Raw genomic sequence first — 23,260 nt, 5'->3', positions numbered from 1 at the left:
TAGGAATATCATCAAAGAAAGGGATTGTATCCAAAGGTATATTCTGTTAATATCAAATAAAAACACACTATTTTGATGAGATTTATTGGCGTTTGCCCGGGAGGCATGGATATGACAGAAGCATTATTTAATGATTTGTTTGATGAATGGGCCGACCATTATGATGAAACCGTTTTCGGCGGCCATGAGGAATATAAAGAGGTGTTTGAAGGATATTCCGACATTTTGAAAGCGGTAGTGGATGCTCTTCAACTTCCGGAACAAAGTCTGGTGTTGGAGTTTGGTGTCGGCACCGGAAATTTGTCCCGTTTGCTCTTAAATTCCGGTTACCGGGTGATCGGTATCGAGCCATCGGAAGCGATGCGGAAAAAGGCAAAAGAAAAAGTGCCGGATTTAAAGCTGTATGAAGGACACTTTTTGGATGTCCCGGAGGAAATCCCCTCGGTTGACGCGATTGTGAGCACTTATGCCTTTCATCATCTGCCGGATGAAATGAAAGACCGGGCACTCCGCGAGTTGGCCGGCCGGTTGAATCCGGGAGGCAAAATCGTGTTTGCCGATACTGTTTTCCGGGATGAAGAAGCGAAGCGAAACATGCAACAAGAAGCGGAAGAACGCGGTTTCCACGAGCTGGCATCGGATTTGAAACGGGAGTTTTATCCGGTGGTGAGCCGTTTGGAAAACGCTTTCCAACAGGCTGGGTTGACCGTGGCCTTCAAACAGCTGAACCGTTTTGTATGGCTGATGACGGCGCAAAAAGCCTGAAGAGAAAACCGGTTTTTCAGACGGTTGCAAGCGATCGGGAGAGAAATCCTGATCGCTTTTTTGTGTTCTGGTCTTACGGACAATCTGATGATATGCTTAAAGTTGGGCGGGATCCGTTGGATGCGCGGATTCAGCCGTTGATGTGGTGAAGCAAACGGCAAGAGTTTACGTTTGAAACGGATGACTCAGGTGACGGGTGGTGAAAGATGAATGCGTCAGACCAAACGCATGAGTTTGGAACAAGCCATGGCAGACTTGGTGAAAGATGGCGAATCGGTTGTGATGGGCGCCTGTCTGGAGGCGATGATTCCGTTTGCGGCCGCTTATGAGTTGATTCGTCAGAAAAAAGAAAATTTAACGTTAATTGCGCCCATCTCCGATATTTTGTTTGATGTGATGATTGGCGCCGGTGTGGTGGACCGCCTGATTGCCGCGTGGTCCGGCAATGTGAGTGCGGGCCTTGGTTACAATTACCGCCGGGCGATGGAAAAAGGGATTCCCCGCCCCCTCAAAGTGGAGGATCACAGCAATTTTACCATCGGTTTGGCCCTGTTGGCCGGAGCAATGGGAGTTCCGTTTTTGCCGACCCGGTCGTTGCTGGGATCGGATCTTCTCAAAACCAATCCGAAGCTTCAGGTCGGCACTTCTCCGCTCGGGGAGGAAAAACTGGTGTATGTACCCGCCCTGACGCCGGATGTCGCCATTTTGGGCGTACAGCGCGCGGATGAATTTGGGAATGCGCACCTCTGGGGAAATCTCGGCGTGGCGCAAGAAGCCGCCCTGGCGAGCAAAAAAGTGATTTTGCTGGCGGAAGAAATCGTGCCGGGCGACGTGATTACCAGCGACCCCAACCGATTGCTGGTTCCCGGCTTCAAAGTGTCGGCCGTGGTGCATTGTCCGGGATTTTGCCATCCCTCCCCCATGCCGGGATATTATCAACGGGATCATTCCTTCTTTCACGATTACCATCAAGAGAGCAGGGATGAAGAAGGTTTTCGGAAGTGGCTGAACCAATGGGTCTTGTCGGTTTCTTCCCATGAGGAATACCTCCGGTTGCTCGGAAGCCGTTGGGAGAGGCTGAAGATAACGAAAAAAGCGTTGGCGGCAGAAGTGAACTATGCTTACGAATAATGCCGGAGAGGGAGTGGGGAAATGGATTATACCACCGAAGAACTGATGGTGATTGCCGCAGCGAGGGAAATCCGGGACAAAGATGTCGTCTTTGTCGGGATGAGGCTCCCGATGCTGGCTTTTGCCGTGGCCAAAAAACTGCATGCTCCCGACGCCATCGGATTTTTCGAATGCGGTATCGTCCGGGACGAGCCTTCCGATGAACTGTTATACACGATGGGGGATCCTCCCAATGTGACAGGAGCCCAGTGGTGTACCTCCACCAATCACTTGATGTTTCTCATGCAACAAGGATGTGTCGATGTCGGGTTCATCGGCGGGGCGCAAATCGACCGTTACGGAAATATCAATACCTCCTATCTCGGAGGGACCACAACTCCCAAGGTGAAACTGCCCGGAAGCGGGGGAGCGGCGGATATCGCCTCGCTTTCCAACCGGTTGTTGGCCATCATGAACCATGAAAAGCGGAGACTCACCGACCGTGTGGACTACATCACTTCCCCCGGGTTCGGCAATGGGAGCGGATGGCGGGAATCCGTGGGATTGCCCTGGGGAGGATTATCCACTTTAATCACCAATTTGGGGGTCTTAAAGCCGGATCCTGAAACCAAAGAATTGATGCTTGCAACCATTCATCCCGGCGTCGCTTTTGAACAAGTGCAAGAAAACACCGACTGGCCGTTAAAGCGGTTTGACTCGCTTACCGAAACCCTGCCACCTTCCGGAAAAGAACTGAAAACCCTCCGCTCGATCGATCCGGAAGGTTTTTGGACAGGACGCCGGGGTATTCGGACAGGTGGTTGATAAACAGTTTGTGGATTAAAGCACCTGCTTGTTGCAGGTGCTTTTGTATGGGGGATAATGAAATAATCTTGTAATAAGGACAGAAATTTCATAAAATTAATAATCATCCATTTCTTCGGTTGAAAGGAAAAGGAGGAATGGGGTTACGGGTTTTCGTAACCAAAGGACAATGGCGAAGAGACTGATTCAATATCTTTTAATTAGTTTGATGGCATTGTCAGGGATTGGTTTTTGGCATCAAGGTGTGGTGCTGGCAGACGGCATTCAAGTTCCCACTGTCAATGACGAGTTTGACCAATTTGAACAGAAAGAACCGATTCAACAGGAACAGCCTGTTTCGTCCCCTCCGGTCGATGAACAGAAAGGAATTGTGGATCAGATTACCGAACCATTGTCAGAGATCGTGGACTGGTTGGGGGACAAAATTTCCGGATCATGGGAATGGCTCAAAGCGAAAGCCGCTGCCTTTTGGGATTGGTTAACTGAGATTTGTTCCAAAATGGCGGAAGTTGTTGTGGATGCGCTGTCAACAGTTTGGGAATGGGTGAAAAAATATAAAGAATATATTGCTTGTGCTGTTGTTTTGGTCATTGGCATTGTCTTATGTTTTTTTCCGCTCACGTCCGGATTGGGAGCTTCCATTCTGTGGGGAATGGGGATTTCCTTTCTGGTTAGTGCCGGTCTGAATGGCGGAATTAATAAGGACACTTTCATGGAGGCGGCCATCGGTGGAGTGCTTGGGGTTTTGGGATTTGGCATTGCCGGAGGTCTTGCCAAAGGACTGGCATCCGGCATTGGTCAAAAGTTGATCATGGGTTTGAAAAATACCCCGGGCTTGGGTGCTGTTCTCCGGGGAGGACAACAACTGCTTCCTAAGTTGCCTGGTCCGTTTCAAAAAATGTTTTCCAGAACCGGGCTTATCGGAGCCGTCGAGGGTGCCGGAACCAGTGTGGCAGATGATATCCTTCATAACCGGAATATCAATGTGCTTAATGCCATTATGGCCGGCGTTTTTGGAGCTGGTGCCGTTGCAGTGGTTCATTTTGCCACTCCGGCGGTCTATAAAGCTTTCACTTCACTGGAACCGATTCTGGGCAAAACCCCGATTGTCAAAAACATCATCATGAAAGTGGACGGGTGTGTGGGAAACCGTACATCGGCAGGTTATCTTGCCGCTATTGAAATCCCCGGTTCATGTTTAAAAGTATTGGATTCCAAAACCATTCCGGATGAGATGCGGAGTCCTCATGTCAATCTCACTGGAAAAATACAGTACGGAGAATCCGATTTAAGTCAAATTGTCCAAGCTTACCGGAAAAAGAACAATCTAAGCTCAGGAAGAAACGTAGCCGTCTTTGAATATATCCAAAATGGCGAATACAAAATCATCATAAAAGAAAGTGGTTATGGACATTCTGAGAGAAAAATCGCCAGAGAATTGGAACAAGAAGGAATACATCCCGAGCAGGTAACCCGAATCTATTCGGAACTGGAGCCTTGCGTGATCCCGGGTGGAATGTGCCAACCGTTTATCGATAAAAATTTTCCAAATGCCAAAGTTACTTATAGTTTTGAATACGGAAACACCAGAGAGTCAAGGAGGAAAGGAGTCAATGAACTTAAAAAATCAGTCAAAGAAATAATGAAATAACAGACTGGGACATCCAGATGTTCAAAAGTGTTGGAATGCATAAACAGGGAGGCTGGATCCATGGCTGAGTTGACTAAAGAATTAAAAGAGTTTTGGAAAGACCAACTGGTTCCGTTTCATCATGAACAGCTGCCCCAATCCGGTTTGTCTGATTCAACTCTGACGTTCTTATCATCGGTCGGGTTGCCGCTGGATTCTGAGAAGGTGAAAGGAAGCCCTTTTTATCTTCATTTTTATGATCAGCCCAAAATGAAAAGGGATCATGAGGGTGAGGACTATTTGATGATCGCTGAGAATGAAGGAAATGAAATCGGGATCCATTGCCAGACGGATTGTTTGTATTATTTGGATTCCTTCTTTGCCAAAGGAAAAAGGTGGATGAACGCGGACCTTGCCACATTTCTGATGTTTCTCAAAATCTATCTGCGTCACCAGCCGCAACTGATCGATTCGATGGAGACGGGGGATGAAGAAAGAATTCGGGGGATCGTCGGGGAGATCAAACGACAATTTCATCAATTCGATCCAAAAGCTTTGGGAGAGGAAGAAACCTATTGGGCGGTGATTCTTGAGCAAGTGGAAGATGGTTTGATTTGCTGATATGCATATCATCGGAAAGCCGGGAGCTGAGAAATTCAGCTCTCGATTTTTTATTGAGCGTGAAAATCGGAGAGGGGATGATTTGCGGACTTATCTGATTTAAAATATAAATATAAATTTTTTGTTTTTAAAGGCGGAGGCCGGTTGGATGACACAGGGAGGGCAACAGAAAGTGAAGTGGTATAAAAAAGTAAACACCGATGCAAAAGCGGCTTATTTATTGGCTTTGTCCGAAAAGATCGTGTACAAAATATCCGGCCGTGAATGGTTTCAAGAAGCAAGGGAAGCGATGGACAGGTGTTGGGAGTTGGAAAGTGATGAAATGATTGATCAGTTTACGGACAAAGTGAATAAAATTAACGGATACCAAGAGCAATGGGCGGAACGTTTGTAACAATATCTTTTGCAAAATTATCCGTCCGGAAGTAACAATAAGATCCGGCAGGAAACATGCGGAGCAGGGAAGAGCTGGAGGCGGAAAACGGGACTTTCGGGATGTACCGGACTTTCTTTCTTGCGGTGGGTCAGATGTGAATCTTTTATTTTTGTCTCATCAAAAAACAAGGGGGCGAACCCAAATGAACACCCGTTTGCCTTTGCAACGGGAAACGATGGGATCTCAACAACCGGCTTATTATCGGTGGTTGATTTTGACGATTGCAACTTGGTCTCAAGCTTCTGCAACGTTGGTCACTTACGGAGTCGGGCCGCTGGCCGCGATTTGGCAGGAACAATGGGGATGGACCACTTTCCAGGCGGGGTTGTTGGTTTCTGCCGTCCAAATCGGCCCTTTATTGTCGATGCTCTTTATTGGTCATGCATTGGATCAATACGGGGAACGCTGGCTGATCAGTTTGGGTTCGGTTTTGTTGGGGCTTTCGTTTTTCTTTGTATCGTTTACGGAGAATTACTTCTTGTTGTTGGGATTGCTCGGGATTGTCGGGATTTGGTATGGAACGGCCCAACCCGGGGGAAGCAAGGTGATTTTGCGCTGGTTCTCAGAAAGGGAAAGAGGCTTGGCCATGGGCATCCGGCAGGCTGGCATTCCCATCGGAGGGGCCATCGGCGGAATGTTGCTTCCGTTCTTGTCTTTTCATTTCGGATGGAAAACGGCGGTATATACCCAGGCGTCCCTTGCCATCTTCGGTGGCTTGTTGTTCTTGGTTTTATACCGTGATCCGCCTCTTCCGCGCCAAAGCCAAAACAACCGCAATGCACAATTCAAAGAAAAGATCCAAGAGATTGCCGAAAATAAAAAAATGTTTCCGGTTTTATGCACCGGGATCATCATGGTTTCCCTTCAAATGGTTTTGGTGGGCCATTTGATGATCTTCTTCAGCAATGAGACCAATGTGGAACTGGTTCACGCGGGACAGCTGTTATCCACGGCTTTGCTGAGCGGAATGGCAGGGAGGATTGTGCTGGCTTACATCAGTGACAAGTGGTGGGGCGGAAACAGGAAATATCCGCTTCATCTTTCCATCTGGGCATCCGTGTTGGGCGTCTCTGTTTTGATTTTCCTTCCCGCGTCTCTGCCTGTGTGGGTTCTCTTTCTCTTGTCGGCATGGCTGGGCTTTTTTGGCATCGGATGGTTCAGTTCCTTTCTTTTGGCAGTGGCCGAGAACGCCCCGCCTCAGGCAGACGGATTGATGGTCAGCTATGCGCTCACACTCAACCAAGTGGCCATCATCCTGGCTCCGGCTGTTTTCGGGTTTATCGTGGATATGCAATCTTATTCCGTGGCTTGGTTGCTCATGGATTTGTTGCTGATCGGTAATGGATTGTTACTTTTAAAGAAAAGGACATTTGAAGGATAATTTGGTGCATGCCACTCAGATCAAAGCGGCTTTTTTATGACCATAAGTGGAGAGGGATCGTTTGCAACAATATCTGCTTCACAACCATCCGGCGGGAAGCAGGAAGAATCAAAAGGGAAGCACTGAGTGAAGTTGATGAATTGATTTTTGATATATTGATTCCTGCCCGCAGGTTTTTGCATAAATCAGAAATGAAAAGATAAACAGGTGATACCCATGAAATGGATTTCAAACGTTCATGATGACGCCGGGCCGGCTTATTTATTGGCTTTAACAGAAAAACTGATCAACCGGTTGAAAGGAACAAAGGGTTATCCGCAGTTGAAAAAGACGATTGGCATGTGTTGGGAATGGGTGGAGAAGAAAAAACACAGTGCGGATGATATTTATTTCGAGTTTGACAATGAAAATGACACGGGGGTGTCGATCTATCTTGAGCTGACCGATGATCCGCAAGAAGAGCAGATTTGGGTGTGTGCAATGTACGCCATTTGTTATACCATATGGCGGGCATATGATCACGCAAATGAAAAATACATTCCCCAACCCATTGAAATGGTTGATCATGACACGATTGATGAATTTATGAAGCAGATCAGACAAATCGACGGATACCAAGCGAAATGGACTGAGCGTTTGCAACAATATCTGCTTCACAACCATCCGGCGGGAAGTAACAAGAAAATCAAGAGAAATGAACTATTGAAGCACATCGATTAATACGAAACCGGGACAGTCTTTCCGGATAACGGGAAGGCTTTATTGATTTGAACGGGTCCGGGTTTGTGAGTGGTTTCAAAGCATATCTTTCTTTTTTCGGCATATATATTTACTTGCGACGGGGAGGAAAAAAGGAGGAGGTTTTGTGCAATTTTATTACGGGGAAAAAATGCCGCTTCGCATTCTGGATGAAGCCGAATTTTGGAAGCAGCAGGAGGCGGAACACACCGTTGTGATCAAGGAACTGGTCAAAAATTTGGAATCCCGGTATGTGGAGGCATTGAATGAGTGGGAAAAAGCTTTGACGGACACCCATCAGCTCGTTGTTCGCTGGATTGAGACGAAGATCCGGTTGCCCTGCAAAAAAAATCCGGAGTTGGAATACCGGGTGAAGCATTTGGTCCGGTTTTGCCTCCACCAAAGTGAGCAGTTTATCAAATTGTGCAGGATGATTCGCGACCAAAGCGCGGCTTTTCAAGGGAACAGGACAGCGCAAGTGGTGATGAATCATATTATTCGGGAATCGGAATATTTTATCGGGATCGCGCAAACGATCCTCTGGCGGTGTTAAACGGTTGAAGACTCCTGTCCCGGTGGGGGAACAGGGGTTTTTTTGTCGCGGAAAATAAGTCATTTTTGCTCATGCATAAATGACTGAACCAATGCAAAAACGACTTACGACATGAACCGGGTGGATCCACATGATTCCCAAACTCCCTGTCAACAAGCGGTTTCATGCCGGCGGATTGTACATTTATATTTGGCATAAAATTTGCAATTTAAAAAATAACGAGACATGGGACAAGGAGGGGGTTTTTTTGCGCTTTGCCGGAAAAGTGGCGGTTGTCACCGGTGCAGGAAGCGGGATAGGCGAAGCGATTGCCAAACGGTTGGCACAGGAAGAAGCATACGTGGTTCTGGTCGGCCGGACATTGAGCAAGTTGGAAAGGGTTGCCGGCGAAATCGGGGAGTCGCATGCGACCACGTACTCGGCTGATGTGACAAGTGAACAGGAAGTGAAGCGGCTTTCGGATTTTATTGAAGAAAAGTTTGGCCAGATCGATATACTCGTCAATAACGCCGGCAGTTCAAAACTAAATTTGTTGGAAAATATTTCGGTTGAAGAATGGGAAGAAGTGCAGGCAGCCAACCTGCGCAGTGTGTTTCTGGTCACCAAAGAATTGTCCAAACGGATGAAGGGCGGACAAAACCGGGCCATTGTCAATATTGCCTCCATTTCGGGAATGAAACCGGGGACGCTGTTTGCCCATTACTCCGCGGCCAAAGCCGGAGTGATCAATCTGACCCGTGCGTTTGCTTATGAGCTTTCCTCATACGGCATTCGTGTCAACTCGGTCAGCCCCGGATTTATTGAAACCCCGCTGATCGAAGACAGTTTGAATAACCCTGGTTTTGTCAAAACCATTGAGCGCCACACTGTTTTGAAACGGGTTGGGAAACCGGAGGAAGTGGCGGGGACCGTCGCCTTTTTGGTTTCCGATGATGCTTCGTACATCACCGGGGCGGACATTGTAGTCGACGGCGGCTGGCTGATTAAATAAACGGTTGATTTGAAGGAGGCGGAACATGATCGATTTTGAGCTGACCCCGGAGCAGAAGGAAATCCGACGGCTGGCACATGATTTTGCCGAAAAAGAAATCCGTCCTCATGCGGCTTACCATGATGAGACCGAGGAGTTTCCCTGGGAGATTGTCAAAAAGGCACACAAGCTGGGATTGACGACCTTTTCGTATCCCGAGGAATACGGCGGCGGAGGCATCGATGATCCGGTGACCAGCCTGCTGGTTTCCGAAGAACTGGCTTGGGGATGCGCCGGCATCGCGGTGGCCATCAACGGGTCGCATCTGCCCGCTGCCGCCATCATGGCCATGGGAACCACCGAACAGAAGAAAAAATGGATCCCGATGCTGTGTGATCCCGATCGTTGCTTGATCGGCGCCATGGGGCTGACGGAACCCGGAGCCGGTTCGGATGTTTCTTCCATTCAAACCACGGCCCGGCGGGAAGGCGATGTGTATGTATTAAACGGGACCAAACAGTTTATCACCAACGGGGGCATCGCGGACATCCACGTGGTGTTTGCCACTTTGGACCGGAGCAAAGGCTGGAAGGGCATCGCGGCGTTTCTCATTGATGACAAAAACACGCCGGGTTTTTCCATGGGACGCAAAGAAAAGAAGATGGGGGTCCGGGCGTCGCATACCGCCCAGATCATCCTGGAAGATGTGCGGGTTCCGGTTGAAAACCGGCTGGGCGGGGAACCGGGGGATCCGGAATATGTCCCGGGGTATGTCGGGGCTTTGAAAATGTTGGAGCACACCCGGCCGGGAGTGGCTGCCTCCGCCATCGGCATTGCCCGGGCGGCCTATGAATATGCCCTGCAGTACGCCAAGGAGCGAATCCAATTTAAAAAACCGATTATTGAGCATCAAGCCGTTGCCTTTAAACTGGCTGACATGGCGACCCGGATTGATGCCGCCCGGCTTTTGACCTGGAGGGCCGGTTGGATGCGGCATCGAAAGATTCCTTTTCACCGGGGCGAAGGCAGTATGGCGAAGTTGTTTGCCGGGGATGTCGCCGTGCAAACCACGATGGATGCCATTCAAATCCTCGGCGGCTATGGATACATCAAGGAGTATCCGGTGGAAAAATGGGCCCGGGACGCCAAGATCTATCAAATTTGGGAAGGAACGGCCGAAATCCAAAGACTCGTGATCTCCCGGGCCATTGCCAAACACGGGAAATGACGGTAAGGGAGGAAACGAAAAGTGGATGTGAATGCATTCCGGAAATGGGTGGGCAAAGAATCCGCCCCGGTCAAAAATGAAGTGGAAAAAGGCGCCATCCGCAAATTTGCCGAAGCAATCGGGGATCCCAACCCGCTGTATCATGATGAGGCGTATGCCCAAACCACACGCCACGGCCGGATCGTCGCACCGCCGACGTTTTGTCGGACGTTTGATTATGGCATGATTCCGGGGTTTTCTCTCAAGACGGACGGTCTCATTCACGGGGAACAACAGTTTGAATACTTCCGTCCTGTTTATGCAGGGGATGTGATTTACTGCTCGACGAAATTGGCGGATGTTTATGAAAAGCAAGGGAAATTGGGGAAGATGATCTTTTTGCTGTATGAGCAAAAAGGCGTGGATGAAGCGGGAGAGACGGTCTTTATTGCCCGGTCCAATGTGATTTACCGGGGACAGGAGGGATGAAGTTGCGGACATTTCAACCGGGGGATCCGATCGGCCCGTTCAAAAAACCGCCGGTCACCCGTACCCAGTTGGTGATGTATGCGGGAGCGTCGGGAGATTTCAACCCCATTCATTATGATGACGATTATGCCCGAAAATCCGGATTGGGCGGAGTGATTGCCCACGGCATGCTGACCATGGCCTTTGTCGGGCAAATGCTGACCAACCTGATCGGGACGGACGGGGATTTGAGAACATTCGGGGTCCGGTTTACGGGAATGGTTCGTCCGGGCGATGAGATCACCTGTGAAGGACGGGTGAAAGAAACGAGATGGGAAGAAGGAAAACAAGTGGTTTTATGCGACATTTGGGCATCGACGCAAAATGGGGACCGGGTTGTCACCGGCAAGGCGGAATTTTCCGTCCCGGCAGCGTGATTTTTTCAATAAGGAGTGGATGAAATATGAGATTGAAAGACCGTGTGGGGATTGTCACCGGATCGGGAAGAGGAATTGGTGCTGCAACGGCGATATGCCTGGCGGAAGAAGGAGCCAAGATCACCGTGACGGATGTGAATACTGATACCTGTGAAGAAACGGCGCAAAAAATTCGCGAAGCCGGAGGAGAAGCCATTGCGGTCCCTTGCGACATCACGAAACGGCAAGAAGTGGAAGACATGGTGCAAAAAACCGTGGACACGTTTGGCCGGTTGGACATCCTGGTGAATAATGCCGGGGTGATCCGCGATAATCTGGTCCATAAAATGACCGACGAAGATTGGGATATCGTCATGGATGTGCATCTGAAAGGAACCTTTTATGCATCCAGGGCGGCCCAACGGTTCATGGTGCCAAACCGCTACGGGAAAATTGTCAATTTCAGTTCCACTTCGGCGCTCGGCAACCGGGGACAATTGAATTACTCGACAGCAAAAGCGGGGATTCAAGGGTTCACCAAAACGCTGGCCATTGAACTTGGCAAATTTAACATCAATGTCAATGCCGTGGCCCCCGGTTTTATCGAAACGGACATGACCCGGCAAACGGCGGAAAGGATCGGGGTTCCCTTTGAAGATTTTAAAAAAGCGGCAGCACAAACCATTCCGCTGGGGCGAACAGGCAAACCCATTGACGTGGCCAATGCGGTCTTGTTCCTGGTGTCGGATGAAGCCAGTTTCATCACAGGGCAAGTGCTTTATGTCCGGGGTGGGGTTTGATTGAAACCGTCCATTTGGGAAGAGGTGCAAAAAAACGGCACCGGGATGGAAAAGCTGCTGCTTGAGCGGGTGAAACAGGCGATCTTAAACGTCCGGGAAAATGTCTCGACACATCTTCATGAAATGATTGGGTTCAAAGGGGAGTGGACATCCGAAAAAACGCTTCAATTTGAAACCGAAGTGACTCCGTTTTTGTGGAACCTGAATCAAGCCGTCCATGGCGGCGTGATTGCCTACATTGCGGATACGACGATGGGATCGTTGGTCTACTCCCGGCTGCCGCCGGGGAAAATGTCGGTGACTTCTGAAATGAAAATCAATTACATCCGTGCCGTGCACAAAGGGAGATTGAAAACACAGGCGGAGTTGTTGCATCTGGGCAAGCGGACGGCGGTGGCAGAGTGCAGGATTTATGACGGGGATGATCAGCTGGTCGCCGTCGCCAGCGCCTCTTTTGCCATCCTGGATCAGAAAATCTGATGCGAAAAAGGGGGAGACTTTGGTGGCCAAGGTAACCGTGGTGGGCGGGGTGAGTCATGCCAAAGGACAACCGTTTGCATACGAAACGCTGTCTCTGCCGCAAATGTTTGACCGCACAGTGGAACGACACCCGGACCGGACCGCCGTTTATTTTTATGACCGGGAGATTTCCTACAAAATGTTACAAGACATGTCCAAGCGGGTTTCCGGAGCTTTGCGGGCCTGCGGGGTGAAAAAAGGGGACCGGGTCGGGATCATGTTGCCAAACTGTCCGCCTTATGTGATTTCTTTTTTTGGTGTCCTGCGGAGGGGAGCGGTCGTGGTTCAGATCAACCCGATGTATACCCGGCGGGAGTTGGAAGCCATTTTAACCGATTCCGGAGCGGACGTGTTGATTGTTTCCGGGGATTTGTATCCGCGTGTCCAAAACATAAATTCTTTCTCCCGGTTGAGAAAAGTGATCATCGTGGAAACGGATTCGTTCCGGTTGGAAAATCCGCTGTCCCACGAAGTTTCTTGGACAGCGTTTCTTCATGCGTCGGCACCGGTTCCCGATGAACCGGTGGAACCGGAGCGGGACGTGGCGGTGTTTCAATATACCGGCGGAACCACGGGACGTTCGAAAGGCGTCATGCTGACCCATCAAAATCTGGTGGCGAACGTCCAGCAAATTCATGCGCATGCCAGCGAAAACCCCTTGACGGAGCAGGACAAAATTTTGACCGTGATCCCGCTCTTTCATGTGTACGGTATGACTTGCGCCATGAATTTCGGCTTTTTTCTCGGCAGTTCCCTGATTTTGCTGCCCCGGTTCGAACCGCTGGAAGTGCTGAAAACCATTCAAAAGCACCGCCCCGCTTATTTTCCCGGGGTGCCCACGATGTATGTCGCTTTAAACGCATATCCGGGAGCGGAAAAATACGGTGTGGATGCCATCCGGATCATCAACAGCGGATCGGCATCCCTGCCGGTCGAATTGATTCAATCGTTTGAGAAAAAGACCGGTGCCGTGATGTATGAAGGTTACGGTTTGTCGGAAGCCTCCCCCACCACGCACAGCAACCCGCGTTCCGGGCAGAGAAAGCCGGGGAGTGTGGGCATTCCCCTTCCGGGAACCGAAGCCAAAATTGTGGATCTGGAAACCGGAACCCGGACGGTGAAGATCGGGGAAACCGGGGAACTTGTGATCCGCGGTCCGCAAGTGATGAAAGGGTATTGGAACATGCCGGATGAAACCAAACAAACCCTTCGGAACGGCTGGCTTTATACCGGGGATATCGCCCGCATGGACGAAGACGGCTATTTTTACATCGTGGACCGGAAAAAAGATTTGATCATTGCCGGCGGATACAACATTTATCCGCGGGAAGTGGAAGAAGTGTTGTACACCCATCCGGCCGTACTGGAAGCGGCGGTGGTCGGGGTGCCGGATCCGTACCGCGGCGAGACGGTTAAAGCGTATTTGGTGTTCAAACCGGGGGCCAAAGCAACGAGTCAAGAGTTGGAAGCGTTTTGCCGCGGGCATCTGGCACCGTTTAAAGTGCCGAAACAGTTTGAAATCCGTTCCTCCCTTCCCAAAAATGCCGTCGGGAAAATATTACGCCGGGTTTTGAGGGATGAAGCGAAAAAAGGAGGGGACAACCCGTGATGAACTTTGCTTTGTCCGCGGAACAAAAGGCGGTTGCCGATTTGGTCCGGCGCTTTGTGGACCGGGAAATCCGGCCGTATATCCGGAAGTGGGATGCCGAAGGGCATTTTGAGCCAAAGATTTTGCAACGGCTGGCTGAATTGCAACTCATGGGGGTATGCATCCCGGAAAAGTACGGCGGTGCCGGAATGGATTACAATACGCTGGCCATCGTGTGTGAAGAGTTGGAACGGGGGGACATTGCTTTTCGCACCGCGGTTTCGGTTCACACCGGCTTAAACAGCCTGACGCTGTTGCAATGGGGCAATGAGGAGCAAAAAGAAAAGTATTTGACGCCCCAAGCCCGTGGCGGGAAGATCGGCGCTTTCGGTCTCACCGAGCCGGATGCCGGATCCGATGTGGCGGCAATTTCCACGACGGCCGTGAGAGACGGGGATGTTTACCGGTTGAACGGGCAAAAGACATGGATTTCCTTATGCGATGTGGCGGATCATTTTCTGATTTTTGCCAAAACGGATCCTTCAAAAAAACACAAGGGCATCAGTTGTTTTATCGTGGAACGCACTTTTGAGGGCGTCACGGCCCGGGCCATTCAGGGAAAATTGGGAATTCGCGCCGGCAATACCGGAGAAGTGTTTCTGGATGATGTCCGGGTTCCGGCGGAAAATCGTGTGGGGGAAGAGGGAGAAGGATTTAAGATTGCCATGTCGGCCCTGGACAACGGACGCTTCACGGTGGCCGCCGGAGCCTGCGGTTTGATCCGGGCGTGTCTGGAAGCCAGTGTCAAGTACTGCCATGAACGCAAAACCTTTGGCAAGGAAATCGGCCGCCATCAATTGGTCCAGCAAATGATCGCCAAAATGTCCCGGAACCTGGACATTTCCCGCTTGCTGGTCTACCGGGCCGGATGGTTGAAAAACGAAGGAAAACGGAACACAAGGGAAACTTCGATGGCCAAGTGGTTTGCCTGTGACGCCGCTTTTGAGGCGGCCAATGATGCGGTCCAAATTCACGGGGCATACGGTTATTCCAATGAATATCCGGTGGAACGTTATCTCCGCAATGCCAAAGCGCCGGTGATTTATGAAGGAACCCGTGAAATCCATACCATCATGCAAGGGGAATATGCGCTTGGTTACCGGGTGGACCGGCCGTTAAACCGGAATTTGCCGGCTTGGCCTTTTGAAGACTGAGGAGGAGAGATGGTTCCCATGATCACCTTTCCGGATGAATTGCGACAGATTGCCAAAACAGTAAAGGATTTTGTGGAGAATGAAGTGGAGCCGTATGCCAACCGGATTGAGGAAGAGGATCAGGTTCCCGGCCATTTGCTGGAAAAAGCCAAACAGTTGGGGCTTTTCGGTCTGGGGATTCCCGAGGAATACGGCGGATTGGGGCTCGGGGTGACAGGCAAATGCCTGGTGTTGGAAAATCTGGGGCGCACCCATAACGGATTTGTTTCCATCATCGGTGCCCACACCGGCATTGGCAGTACCGGCATTGTCCGGTTGGGCAGCCGGCATTTGAAAGAAAAATATTTGCCGGATCTGGCCGCCGGGAACAAGTTGGCCGCCTTTGCCTTGACCGAACCGGAAGCCGGATCGGATGCCGCGTCCATCAAAACCCGGGCGGAGAAAAAAGGAGACCGGTGGATCTTAAACGGGATGAAACATTTTATCACCAATGGTCCCGATGCCGATCTTTTCACAGTGATTGCGGTGACCGATCCCGGCAAAGGAGTGAAGGGAGGTTTTACCGCTTTTGCGGTGGAAAAAAGTTTCCCCGGCTTGAAAATCGGAGCAGTCGACAAAAAAATGGGACTCCGGGGTTCGCACACGGCACAAATCTTCTTTGAAGATTGTGAGGTGCCGGAGGAAAATGTGATTGGCGAAGTGGGAAACGGTTATGTATCCGCCTTGAAAATTTTGACGGAAGGGCGGTGCACCCTGGCGGCACGGGCTTACGGCTCCTGCCAAAAATTGATTGAGTTGGCCACGGAGTATATGAAACAAAGGGTGCAATTCGGCAGGCCCATCGCCGAAAACCAGGGGTTGCAATGGATGCTGGCAGAGATGGCCACGGAAACCGAAGTGGGGCGGGCATTCAACTACCACGTTGCAAAGAAATTGGAAAACGGGGAAAAAGCGATCAAGGAAGCAGCCATGACCAAGTATTATGCCACTGAGACCTATAACCGGGTGGCGGATCGTGCCCTGCAAATTTTCGGCGGCGCCGGTTACATGAAGGAAACCGCTGTGGAACGGTATTACAGGGATGCGAGAATCACCAAAATTTATGAAGGGACCAATGAAATCCAAAAGAATATTATTGCGTCCCAACTGCTTGGGAAGTAGATTCGTTTGGGCTTACCGGCCGGATGTTCGGCACGGTAAGCCTTTTTTATGGAGGAATATTCAAATTTAACAAATAATTATTAATAGATGACCTTTTTTTGGAAGGGGCGTCAAGATGGAAAAAGTCGGGGAGATTCAAGAAATGAAGAAGTTGGAAACGGGAATCGCCGTTTTTGACCGTGAGGGAAAAGCTTTGTATACGGACAAAAAGATTTTGCGGTGGTTGGAGGGGACCGGACAAACCGGTTTAAAACAATTGGTTTTTGAGAAAAAAACGTCTTTGCCTGCCAGCTGGATCATCAAGCACCAAGAGCGGTATTTGCAAATGAATCTGTATTCCTGCCAGGGGATGGTCATCTTGGTTGTGGTTAATCTGACCGCACTCAAAGAGATGGAAGAGCAATTGGAGGAAGCTAAAGCCGTGCGGGATGAATTGGATGCCACGATTCAAAATTCCTATGATGCCATTTATATTGTGGATGCCAACGGCATTACCCGCAAAACCAATGATGCGATCGAACGGTTGACCGGCATCCCGAAGGAGTATTATATCGGCAAGGATATGCGCTATCTGGAGAAACGGGGGATTGTGAAAAAATCGGTTTCCTTTGAGGTGATGAAAAAGAAAAAGCCGGTCACCATGGTTCAGGAAACGGCCACGGGAAAAGTGTTGTTGATGACCGGAAGCCCGGTGTTTAATGAGGAAGGTGAAGTGATCCGGGTGGTGACCAATCTCCGCGATATCTCCGAATTAAACCGGCTGAAAGAAGAGTTGTCGCAGCTTCGCAAATTCCACGCCGGCGATGAACCGGTGGTTGTTGAAAGCCCCGAGATGAAGCAAGTGATGGAGCTGGCCGGACGCGTCGCCGAAACCGACACGACGGTGTTATTGCTCGGAGAATCCGGCGTGGGGAAAGAAGTGATTGCCCGCATGATTCACAAAAACAGCAAACGCTATGAAAAAGGTGCGTTTATTAAAGTCAATTGCGGGGCCATCCCGGAAGAACTTTTGGAATCAGAGCTTTTCGGTTATGAATCCGGAGCGTTTACGGGAGCGAAAAAAGAAGGGAAAGCCGGTTTGTTTGAACTGGCCCATGAGGGAACTCTTTTTTTGGACGAGATCGGGGAAATGCCGGTTCGGTTGCAGGTCAAACTGCTCCGGGTTTTGCAAGATCAGGAATACCGCCGGCTGGGCGGGGTGAAAACGATCAAAGTGAATACAAGGATCATTGCCGCCACCAATCGTGACTTGAGAAAAATGGTGGCGGAGGGGAAATTCCGGGAAGATTTGTATTACCGTTTGTGCGTGGTGCCGATTGAGATTCCTCCGCTCAGGAAACGGCCGCAGGATATTGTGCCGATGATCCGTTTTTACATGGAGAAATATAACCGCAAATACCAAACCCATAAGCAAATGGCCTGGGAAACCATGCAGGTGTTGCAAAACTATCATTGGCCGGGAAATATCCGGGAATTGGCCAATCTGATTGAACGATTGCTGGTGACAACGCCATCGGATGTGATCCTTCCGGAACATTTGCCTTTTTTATCCGGTGGCAAGCGGACGGCCCAAAATGAGTTCGCGGAAGCTGTCGAATACTTGGATGCCGAAAAACTCGGCGGATTGAAAAAGGTCATGAAACAGATGGAACGGCAGATCATTTCTTCTGCCTTTCAGAAATACAACAGTTCTTATGAAGTGGCAAAAGCACTGAAAATCAGCCAGTCCACCGCGATCCGCAAAGCGTACCAATACGGGATCCGAAGCAAAAACAAAAACATCAGGAAGAAACGTTTATAATGAAAAAACTGCATGGAAGAAAACCGGTTCCATGCAGTTTTTGTGTTGGAAAAAATGATCAGCGGGCAAATACCGATTTGATTTTTTCGATCGCCCAGTCCAGCTCCTCTTTTTTGATCACCAGCGGTGGGGCGAAGCGAATCACATTTTCATGGGTTTCTTTGCAGAGCAATCCTTCTTCTTTTAATTTTTCACAATAAGGACGGGCCGCTTCATGCAGTTCAACACCGATGAAAAGGCCTCTGCCCCGGACTTCTTTGATCGCCGGATGGTCAATTTCTTTTAATTTGGATTGGAAATAGTCGCCGAGTTCCAATGAACGATCGGCCAATTTTTCCTCTGTAATCACATCAAGGGAAGCGATCGATACGGCGCAGGCAAGAGGGTTTCCGCCAAATGTGGAACCATGGGAACCCGGTTCAAAGACCCCCAGAATCTCCTCGTTGGCAACCACGCAAGAAATGGGCATCACGCCGCCGCCCAAGGCTTTCCCGAGGATGTAAACATCCGGAACCACGCCTTCCCAATCGCAGGCAAACATTTTGCCGGTCCGCCCGAGCCCGGTTTGGATCTCATCGGCCATAAATAAAACACGATGCGCTTTACAGACTTCATACGCTTCCTTTAAAAATCCGTCCGGCGGGATGTTGATGCCGGCTTCTCCTTGGATCGGTTCAAACAGGAAGGCCGCCGTGTTTTCATGGATCGCTTCTTTTAACGCATCGATGTCGCCGTAGGGGATAAGCCGGATTCCGGGCAACATCGGGCCGAAACCGCGCTGATAATCCGCTTCGGAAGACAACGAAACGGCGAGCATGGTCCGTCCGTGGAAGTTTCCGGTGCAGGCAATCACTTCCGCTTTGTCCGGTTCCACGCCTTTTTTCTCATAAGCCCATCTCCGGGCGGCTTTAAAGGCGGTTTCCACTGCTTCGGCTCCGGTGTTCATGGGCAGGGCCATGTCTTTTCCCGTCAGCTTGCAGATTTTTTCCAGCCACGGTCCCAGTTGGTCATTGTGAAACGCACGGGAAGTCAGGGTGACCCGGTCTGCCTGTTCTTTCAAAGCTTGAATGATTTTCGGGTGCCGGTGTCCTTGGTTGACGGCGGAGTAAGCACTGAGCATATCCAAATATTTATTTCCATCCGGATCTTTCACCCAAACGCCTTCCGCTTCGGAGACAACGACCGGAAGCGGATGATAGTTGCGTGCTCCATAGCGGTTGGTTTGGTCAATGATTTGACCGGACCGGTTTGTCGTGGTCATGATGATCCCTCCAGTTTTCAACTTGATTTTTCATGGGTGAGGAAAGTTTGATGGGATAAAACCGTTCGGTAAGAGTACAGAGCAAATTTCATGCCAGTCAGTTCGTTGCCCGGATGGCGCGGTTTTATGTAAGAACGGGTGCAAATAAATTTTGCGTATGACAAGTATTGACCCAAAAATGTGCCAAGATATTTTGCATCGGCGAAAATCCGTTTATAATCAAAGTATATACTCCATGACCGACGGATGCGGGAGGCAAGGAAGATGAACAGTTCGCAAGGAAAGAAGGGTCTGTCTCCCAGGCAGATGGATGCAATTTTTAAGCAATTGATCGATGATGTGGAGATCGGCATTCATATGATCGACCGCAGCGGAAAGACCATCATTTACAATCAAAAAATGGCGGAAATCGAATCGATGAAGCGTGAAGATGTTCTCCATAAAAATGTTTTGGAGGTGTTTTCCTTTTCCCGTGATCAAGGAAGCACCTTGTTGGAAGCGGTTCGGACGGGAAAAGAAACCCGGCGGGTGAAACAGACGTATTACAACAATAAAGGAAAAGAGATCACCACCATCAATGATACGTATCCGATCCGGGTTGACGGTGAAATCATCGCGGCGGTGGAAATGGCCAAAGACATCACCAAACTGGAACATGTCATGAAAGACAATGCGTGGCGGAACAAAAACACCACTTACACGTTTGACCAAATTATCGGGCAAAGCGAAGCTATCCGTTTTGTCATCAAAGAAGCCCAAAGGGCGACCCGCACTTCTTCTTCGGTGCTGTTGGCGGGGGAAACCGGAACCGGAAAGGAACTGTTTGCGCAAAGCATCCACAATGGCAGTCCCCGCATGAAAGGGCCGTTCATTGCGCAAAATTGCGCGGCGATCCCGCACAGCCTGGCGGAAAGCATTCTGTTTGGCACCAAAAAAGGAGCGTTTACCGGAGCGGTGGATCAGCCGGGCTTGTTTGAACAGGCCGATGGCGGAACCCTGCTGCTGGATGAGATCCATGCGTTGAATCCTTTGGTGCAAGCCAAATTGCTCCGGGCCATACAGGAAAAAACCATCCGCAGGGTCGGGGATACCCGGGATAAAAAGGTGGATGTGCGCATTCTTGCCACCATCAATGAAGATCCGGTCGATGCGGTGCACCGCAACCGGTTGCGAAAAGACCTGTATTATCGCCTCAGTGTGGTGACGCTGTACATTCCGCCCTTGCGTGAACGCAAAGAAGACCTGGAACCGTTGGCACATCATTTTATCGACAAATACAATAAATGGTTCCATTTAAATGTCCAGGCGGTCAGCCCGGAAGCCTGGAAGATTTTTGTTCAGCATGACTGGCCGGGAAATGTGCGGGAATTGGAACATGTGATTGAAGGAGCGATGAACCGGATTGTGGATGAAGCGGTGATGGATGTTTGCCATCTTCCGTTGCGGTTGAGAAAAAAATACGAGCATGACTCCGGCGCGGCCGGATCGGTTCCGACACAATCCACCGGTTGGATTCCGGAATGGTTCCGCGGCCAAACCTTGCAGGAAAAAATGGAAGAGGCGGAAAAAAGGCTGATTCAAGAAGCCTTGAAAGAAAATGACGGGAATATCACCCGGACTGCAAAATCTCTTGGCATCTCCCGGCAGAGTTTGCAGTATCGGATGAAAAAGTACCATCTGGCAACCGGAGAGACGCGTTAAACAAAACCATTCCAAACCTTGCAGTCAGACGGGCCATTGCCTGATCGTTGCAAGGTTTTTCAAGTACAAAAAAATTGTGATTGACACGTGTGAAGAAGGAACCGCCAAAGTGATGGAATAAATGGAATTCCACTTGTCCCCATGACCACAAGAAACAACCACTGATCACGCCTTCCGATTGGCCGTTGCCGAAACCGTTGGCCAAAATGCAGAAAGCAGCTTGAGCGGGGATGATGAGGAATCAATAAAAAAAGCGCCCGGCCATCAATGGTCCGGGCGCTTTTCAGCTTTAAGAGGACAAGATTTGCTGAAGGATGGATAAATTGGCTGTTTCATTTCGTTTCAGTTCGTTGCGGTGAGACCAAACTTCAGCCGGGGAAACGGGAAGTTCACCACAGACATCCACACCGAGTACTTTTTTCCGGCGGATGAGGCGGCCAAGAGCCTCGAGCAAATCCGACAACCGCATGTTTCCCTGGTCCCAGTTCGTAATTGCGTCGGCACGGTCCAGGACATCTTTGTCAATACTGATATAGATATCCTCGGTTGGAATGGCCGATACGAGTTGATCCCATTGCCGGTTCAGCCACAAAACGATTTTGTTTTTCAACCGGGACGGAAACGCTTTGGACTTTGAACAGGTCCCTACCAAAAAAACCTTTTGGAGAAAAGGCAAATTTCCGAGCGCTTCCGCGACCCAGGAACCACAAGAAAGCAACTTGCTTCCTGTAAGCGGCTGGCTGTCGGTATGGTTGTCAAAAAGGACAAGAGTAAACGGTTGACGGAATTTTTGTAAAAACAAATAGGTGACATAGTGATGATTCCCGTTCCCGATAAAGGTGATGCCCCGGCCGGTTTTTTCAGGAATCCGTTCCGTTAACTTTTGCCATGCTTGTCCGGAACAATAGAGGTTGGTTCCGGGGATATCTTGAAGTTCAATCCATTCATTGGCGACACGGGAAAGTTGAGGTTGTTCCTGATACGTATTGTCAAAATTTAAAAGCGTGACTTCTCTCAGTTCCATCAATATCATTTCCTTTCTGAATAAAAAAGAAATGAAGTACAGAACCAAGTGAAAGTTGTATACCCTTCCGGACGGGGATCCAAACATCAATGACGAAAAAACCAACCGCAAAGCGGTTGGTTTTTTAAATTTGTCTAGCGCTGTTTTTTATATCAGCGGGCACTTCGATTTTACCGTTGTACTCACCTTTTAAATTCATTTCCATTTGTTGTTCCAGTTTCAAGGTATCTTGGTCATTGGTAACCAGGATATGCATTTCTTGCAGGGTCTTGGTTTGTTTGAAGTTGTTTTTGTCGATATAAATCTTTTGATTCAATTTCTCAAACTTCATATTTTGCAATTTGGACGGGTCGAAGCCCGAGCTTTGCAGGCCTCGGATGACTTGATCTTTCATCATGCTCTCAAAGGTTTGACCGTCTTGTTTCAAGGCCGTAAAATCAATGGACAGAACGTATTGGTTGCCTTCTTCATTTAAGGAAACGCCGGCGGGAAGAGCATTTCCACCCAATTTTTCAAACAGTTGCTCCACCTGTTTGATGCCTGACATCGGATCCTGGGAGGCATCCATGGCGGAGGTGTCCACGGTGGTTTTCACCCAACCCATTTGCGGGATTTTGTTGTAAAGGGCGTTGTCGGCAAGGAACATCTCAATTTCTTCCGACGCACCGCTGGATTCGGTTTTTCCTTTTAAGTGTAAGGCCACCGGATTCATGGTGACATCAATGGTGGAAGTGTTGCGGGTTTTGATGGCTTGCGACACATCGCCGGAGGCTACCGTAATGGTTTGATTCGTTTTGACATCGTATGTATGCCCGCCTTTTTCCATGGTTTGCATGGATTTATCAATCACTTGGGTGGGAGTGAGTTTGGGTTGATCTGCGGCCGTTTCGTTTTCTTTGCCGCCGCAACCCGTCAAGAGAAGGGCCCCCGAAAGGGTCATGACTGAAAATAATTTCCACAAACTTCGCATAACACTTTGACTCCTTTGCTTCCGTAATCCGTGTAATATTTTAGCATAAATTAAATTTTTTAGATATAATAATTATGTCTGAAACGTAAAATTTAAAAAAT

Annotated in this window: 23 protein-coding genes; 20 read left to right on the top strand and 3 right to left on the bottom strand. The window is 49.5% G+C overall.

The features are described 5' to 3' along the window. The first annotated feature begins 111 nt into the window (after window positions 1-111). From I8U23_RS09200 to I8U23_RS09110, 19 genes are all read left to right on the top strand, one after another. On the top strand, window positions 112-765 hold the full coding sequence (locus I8U23_RS09200) for a class I SAM-dependent methyltransferase (RefSeq protein WP_049719849.1): 654 nt from the start codon (window positions 112-114) through the stop codon (window positions 763-765). Between the two features lie 210 nt (window positions 766-975). Beyond that, entirely contained in the window at window positions 976-1,896 is a 921-nt protein-coding gene (locus I8U23_RS09195) for a CoA transferase subunit A (protein ID WP_049719850.1), read from the top strand. A 21-nt stretch (window positions 1,897-1,917) separates the two neighbouring features. Continuing rightward, window positions 1,918-2,700 carry a CoA-transferase subunit beta gene (locus I8U23_RS09190; protein WP_198050936.1) on the top strand — a complete coding sequence of 261 codons (783 nt, stop codon included), beginning with the start codon at window positions 1,918-1,920 and terminating at the stop codon, window positions 2,698-2,700. Window positions 2,701-2,869: 169 nt separating this feature from the next. Continuing rightward, window positions 2,870-4,351, top strand: a complete 1,482-nt coding sequence (locus I8U23_RS09185; protein WP_198050935.1) for a nucleic acid/nucleotide deaminase domain-containing protein — start codon at window positions 2,870-2,872, stop codon at window positions 4,349-4,351. A 60-nt stretch (window positions 4,352-4,411) separates the two neighbouring features. Then, window positions 4,412-4,951: an SUKH-4 family immunity protein gene (locus I8U23_RS09180; RefSeq protein WP_049719853.1), complete on the top strand. Its 540-nt coding sequence runs from the start codon at window positions 4,412-4,414 to the stop codon at window positions 4,949-4,951. A 172-nt stretch (window positions 4,952-5,123) separates the two neighbouring features. Continuing rightward, complete coding sequence (locus I8U23_RS09175) at window positions 5,124-5,345, top strand: Imm6 family immunity protein (RefSeq protein WP_138615063.1); 222 nt, start codon at window positions 5,124-5,126, stop codon at window positions 5,343-5,345. A 184-nt stretch (window positions 5,346-5,529) separates the two neighbouring features. Then, entirely contained in the window at window positions 5,530-6,768 is a 1,239-nt protein-coding gene (locus I8U23_RS09170; protein WP_049719855.1) for an MFS transporter, read from the top strand. A 216-nt stretch (window positions 6,769-6,984) separates the two neighbouring features. Then, window positions 6,985-7,488, top strand: coding sequence for an Imm6 family immunity protein (locus tag I8U23_RS09165; protein WP_138615062.1), 504 nt, complete (start codon window positions 6,985-6,987; stop codon window positions 7,486-7,488). A 145-nt stretch (window positions 7,489-7,633) separates the two neighbouring features. Further along, a complete protein-coding gene (locus I8U23_RS09160) occupies window positions 7,634-8,059 on the top strand; it encodes a DUF2935 domain-containing protein (protein ID WP_181731888.1) in 426 nt (141 codons plus the stop codon). Between the two features lie 247 nt (window positions 8,060-8,306). Further along, window positions 8,307-9,050 carry an SDR family NAD(P)-dependent oxidoreductase gene (locus I8U23_RS09155; protein WP_138615216.1) on the top strand — a complete coding sequence of 248 codons (744 nt, stop codon included), beginning with the start codon at window positions 8,307-8,309 and terminating at the stop codon, window positions 9,048-9,050. 28 nt (window positions 9,051-9,078) lie between these two features. Next, window positions 9,079-10,257 (top strand): acyl-CoA dehydrogenase family protein, encoded by a 1,179-nt coding sequence (locus I8U23_RS09150; protein WP_181732012.1) that lies wholly within the window; start codon window positions 9,079-9,081, stop codon window positions 10,255-10,257. 21 nt (window positions 10,258-10,278) lie between these two features. Then, window positions 10,279-10,725, top strand: a complete 447-nt coding sequence (locus I8U23_RS09145; protein ID WP_138615061.1) for a MaoC family dehydratase N-terminal domain-containing protein — start codon at window positions 10,279-10,281, stop codon at window positions 10,723-10,725. After that, window positions 10,722-11,141 (top strand): MaoC family dehydratase, encoded by a 420-nt coding sequence (locus I8U23_RS09140; RefSeq protein WP_181731886.1) that lies wholly within the window; start codon window positions 10,722-10,724, stop codon window positions 11,139-11,141. The genes I8U23_RS09145 and I8U23_RS09140 overlap by 4 nt, the downstream gene beginning before the upstream one ends. 26 nt (window positions 11,142-11,167) lie before the next feature. Continuing rightward, complete coding sequence (locus I8U23_RS09135; protein ID WP_198050934.1) at window positions 11,168-11,920, top strand: SDR family NAD(P)-dependent oxidoreductase; 753 nt, start codon at window positions 11,168-11,170, stop codon at window positions 11,918-11,920. Next, window positions 11,921-12,400 (top strand): PaaI family thioesterase, encoded by a 480-nt coding sequence (locus I8U23_RS09130; protein ID WP_138615058.1) that lies wholly within the window; start codon window positions 11,921-11,923, stop codon window positions 12,398-12,400. A 22-nt stretch (window positions 12,401-12,422) separates the two neighbouring features. Then, window positions 12,423-14,048: a long-chain-fatty-acid--CoA ligase gene (locus tag I8U23_RS09125; RefSeq protein ID WP_198050933.1), complete on the top strand. Its 1,626-nt coding sequence runs from the start codon at window positions 12,423-12,425 to the stop codon at window positions 14,046-14,048. Then, entirely contained in the window at window positions 14,048-15,241 is a 1,194-nt protein-coding gene (locus tag I8U23_RS09120; RefSeq protein ID WP_198051064.1) for an acyl-CoA dehydrogenase family protein, read from the top strand. The genes I8U23_RS09125 and I8U23_RS09120 overlap by 1 nt, the downstream gene beginning before the upstream one ends. Window positions 15,242-15,259: 18 nt before the next feature. Then, window positions 15,260-16,402 carry an acyl-CoA dehydrogenase family protein gene (locus I8U23_RS09115; RefSeq protein ID WP_037993792.1) on the top strand — a complete coding sequence of 381 codons (1,143 nt, stop codon included), beginning with the start codon at window positions 15,260-15,262 and terminating at the stop codon, window positions 16,400-16,402. Between the two features lie 115 nt (window positions 16,403-16,517). Then, complete coding sequence (locus I8U23_RS09110; protein WP_138615056.1) at window positions 16,518-18,203, top strand: sigma-54 interaction domain-containing protein; 1,686 nt, start codon at window positions 16,518-16,520, stop codon at window positions 18,201-18,203. Between the two features lie 58 nt (window positions 18,204-18,261). On the opposite strand, the gene I8U23_RS09105 is transcribed toward I8U23_RS09110, so the two are convergent. After that, a complete protein-coding gene (locus I8U23_RS09105; protein WP_037993658.1) occupies window positions 18,262-19,464 on the bottom strand; it encodes an ornithine--oxo-acid transaminase in 1,203 nt (400 codons plus the stop codon). A gap of 264 nt (window positions 19,465-19,728) precedes the next feature. On the opposite strand from I8U23_RS09105, the gene I8U23_RS09100 reads away from it, so the two are divergent. Then, on the top strand, window positions 19,729-21,165 hold the full coding sequence (locus tag I8U23_RS09100; protein WP_198050932.1) for a sigma-54 interaction domain-containing protein: 1,437 nt from the start codon (window positions 19,729-19,731) through the stop codon (window positions 21,163-21,165). Between the two features lie 289 nt (window positions 21,166-21,454). Here I8U23_RS09100 and I8U23_RS09095 read toward each other — a convergent pair whose 3' ends face one another. Next, a complete protein-coding gene (locus I8U23_RS09095) occupies window positions 21,455-22,189 on the bottom strand; it encodes an arginase family protein (RefSeq protein ID WP_062842924.1) in 735 nt (244 codons plus the stop codon). A 124-nt stretch (window positions 22,190-22,313) separates the two neighbouring features. Then, entirely contained in the window at window positions 22,314-23,159 is an 846-nt protein-coding gene (locus I8U23_RS09090; protein WP_049719864.1) for a DUF6612 family protein, read from the bottom strand. Between the last annotated feature and the right edge of the window lie 101 nt (window positions 23,160-23,260).

It is taken from the genome of Thermoactinomyces sp. CICC 10735 (assembly GCF_016055175.1).
Lineage (GTDB): Bacteria > Bacillota > Bacilli > Thermoactinomycetales > Thermoactinomycetaceae > Thermoactinomyces > Thermoactinomyces vulgaris.
The sequence above is the reverse complement of the archived record's forward strand: the minus strand, read 5'-3'. Positions and strand labels throughout refer to the sequence as shown.

Excerpts from the sequence above, each read along its gene's own strand:
- I8U23_RS09200 (WP_049719849.1), top strand. The coding sequence starts at position 112 with ATGACAGAAGCATTATTTAATGATTTGTTTGATGAATGGGCCGACCAT.
- I8U23_RS09195 (WP_049719850.1), top strand. The coding sequence starts at position 976 with ATGCGTCAGACCAAACGCATGAGTTTGGAACAAGCCATGGCAGACTTG.
- I8U23_RS09190 (WP_198050936.1), top strand. The coding sequence starts at position 1,918 with ATGGATTATACCACCGAAGAACTGATGGTGATTGCCGCAGCGAGGGAA.
- I8U23_RS09185 (WP_198050935.1), top strand. The coding sequence starts at position 2,870 with ATGGCGAAGAGACTGATTCAATATCTTTTAATTAGTTTGATGGCATTG.
- I8U23_RS09180 (WP_049719853.1), top strand. The coding sequence starts at position 4,412 with ATGGCTGAGTTGACTAAAGAATTAAAAGAGTTTTGGAAAGACCAACTG.
- I8U23_RS09170 (WP_049719855.1), top strand. The coding sequence starts at position 5,530 with ATGAACACCCGTTTGCCTTTGCAACGGGAAACGATGGGATCTCAACAA.
- I8U23_RS09165 (WP_138615062.1), top strand. The coding sequence starts at position 6,985 with ATGAAATGGATTTCAAACGTTCATGATGACGCCGGGCCGGCTTATTTA.
- I8U23_RS09140 (WP_181731886.1), top strand. The coding sequence starts at position 10,722 with ATGAAGTTGCGGACATTTCAACCGGGGGATCCGATCGGCCCGTTCAAA.
- I8U23_RS09135 (WP_198050934.1), top strand. The coding sequence starts at position 11,168 with ATGAGATTGAAAGACCGTGTGGGGATTGTCACCGGATCGGGAAGAGGA.
- I8U23_RS09120 (WP_198051064.1), top strand. The coding sequence starts at position 14,048 with ATGAACTTTGCTTTGTCCGCGGAACAAAAGGCGGTTGCCGATTTGGTC.
- I8U23_RS09115 (WP_037993792.1), top strand. The coding sequence starts at position 15,260 with ATGATCACCTTTCCGGATGAATTGCGACAGATTGCCAAAACAGTAAAG.
- I8U23_RS09110 (WP_138615056.1), top strand. The coding sequence starts at position 16,518 with ATGGAAAAAGTCGGGGAGATTCAAGAAATGAAGAAGTTGGAAACGGGA.
- I8U23_RS09105 (WP_037993658.1), bottom strand. The coding sequence starts at position 19,464 with ATGACCACGACAAACCGGTCCGGTCAAATCATTGACCAAACCAACCGC.
- I8U23_RS09100 (WP_198050932.1), top strand. The coding sequence starts at position 19,729 with ATGAACAGTTCGCAAGGAAAGAAGGGTCTGTCTCCCAGGCAGATGGAT.
- I8U23_RS09095 (WP_062842924.1), bottom strand. The coding sequence starts at position 22,189 with ATGGAACTGAGAGAAGTCACGCTTTTAAATTTTGACAATACGTATCAG.
- I8U23_RS09090 (WP_049719864.1), bottom strand. The coding sequence starts at position 23,159 with ATGCGAAGTTTGTGGAAATTATTTTCAGTCATGACCCTTTCGGGGGCC.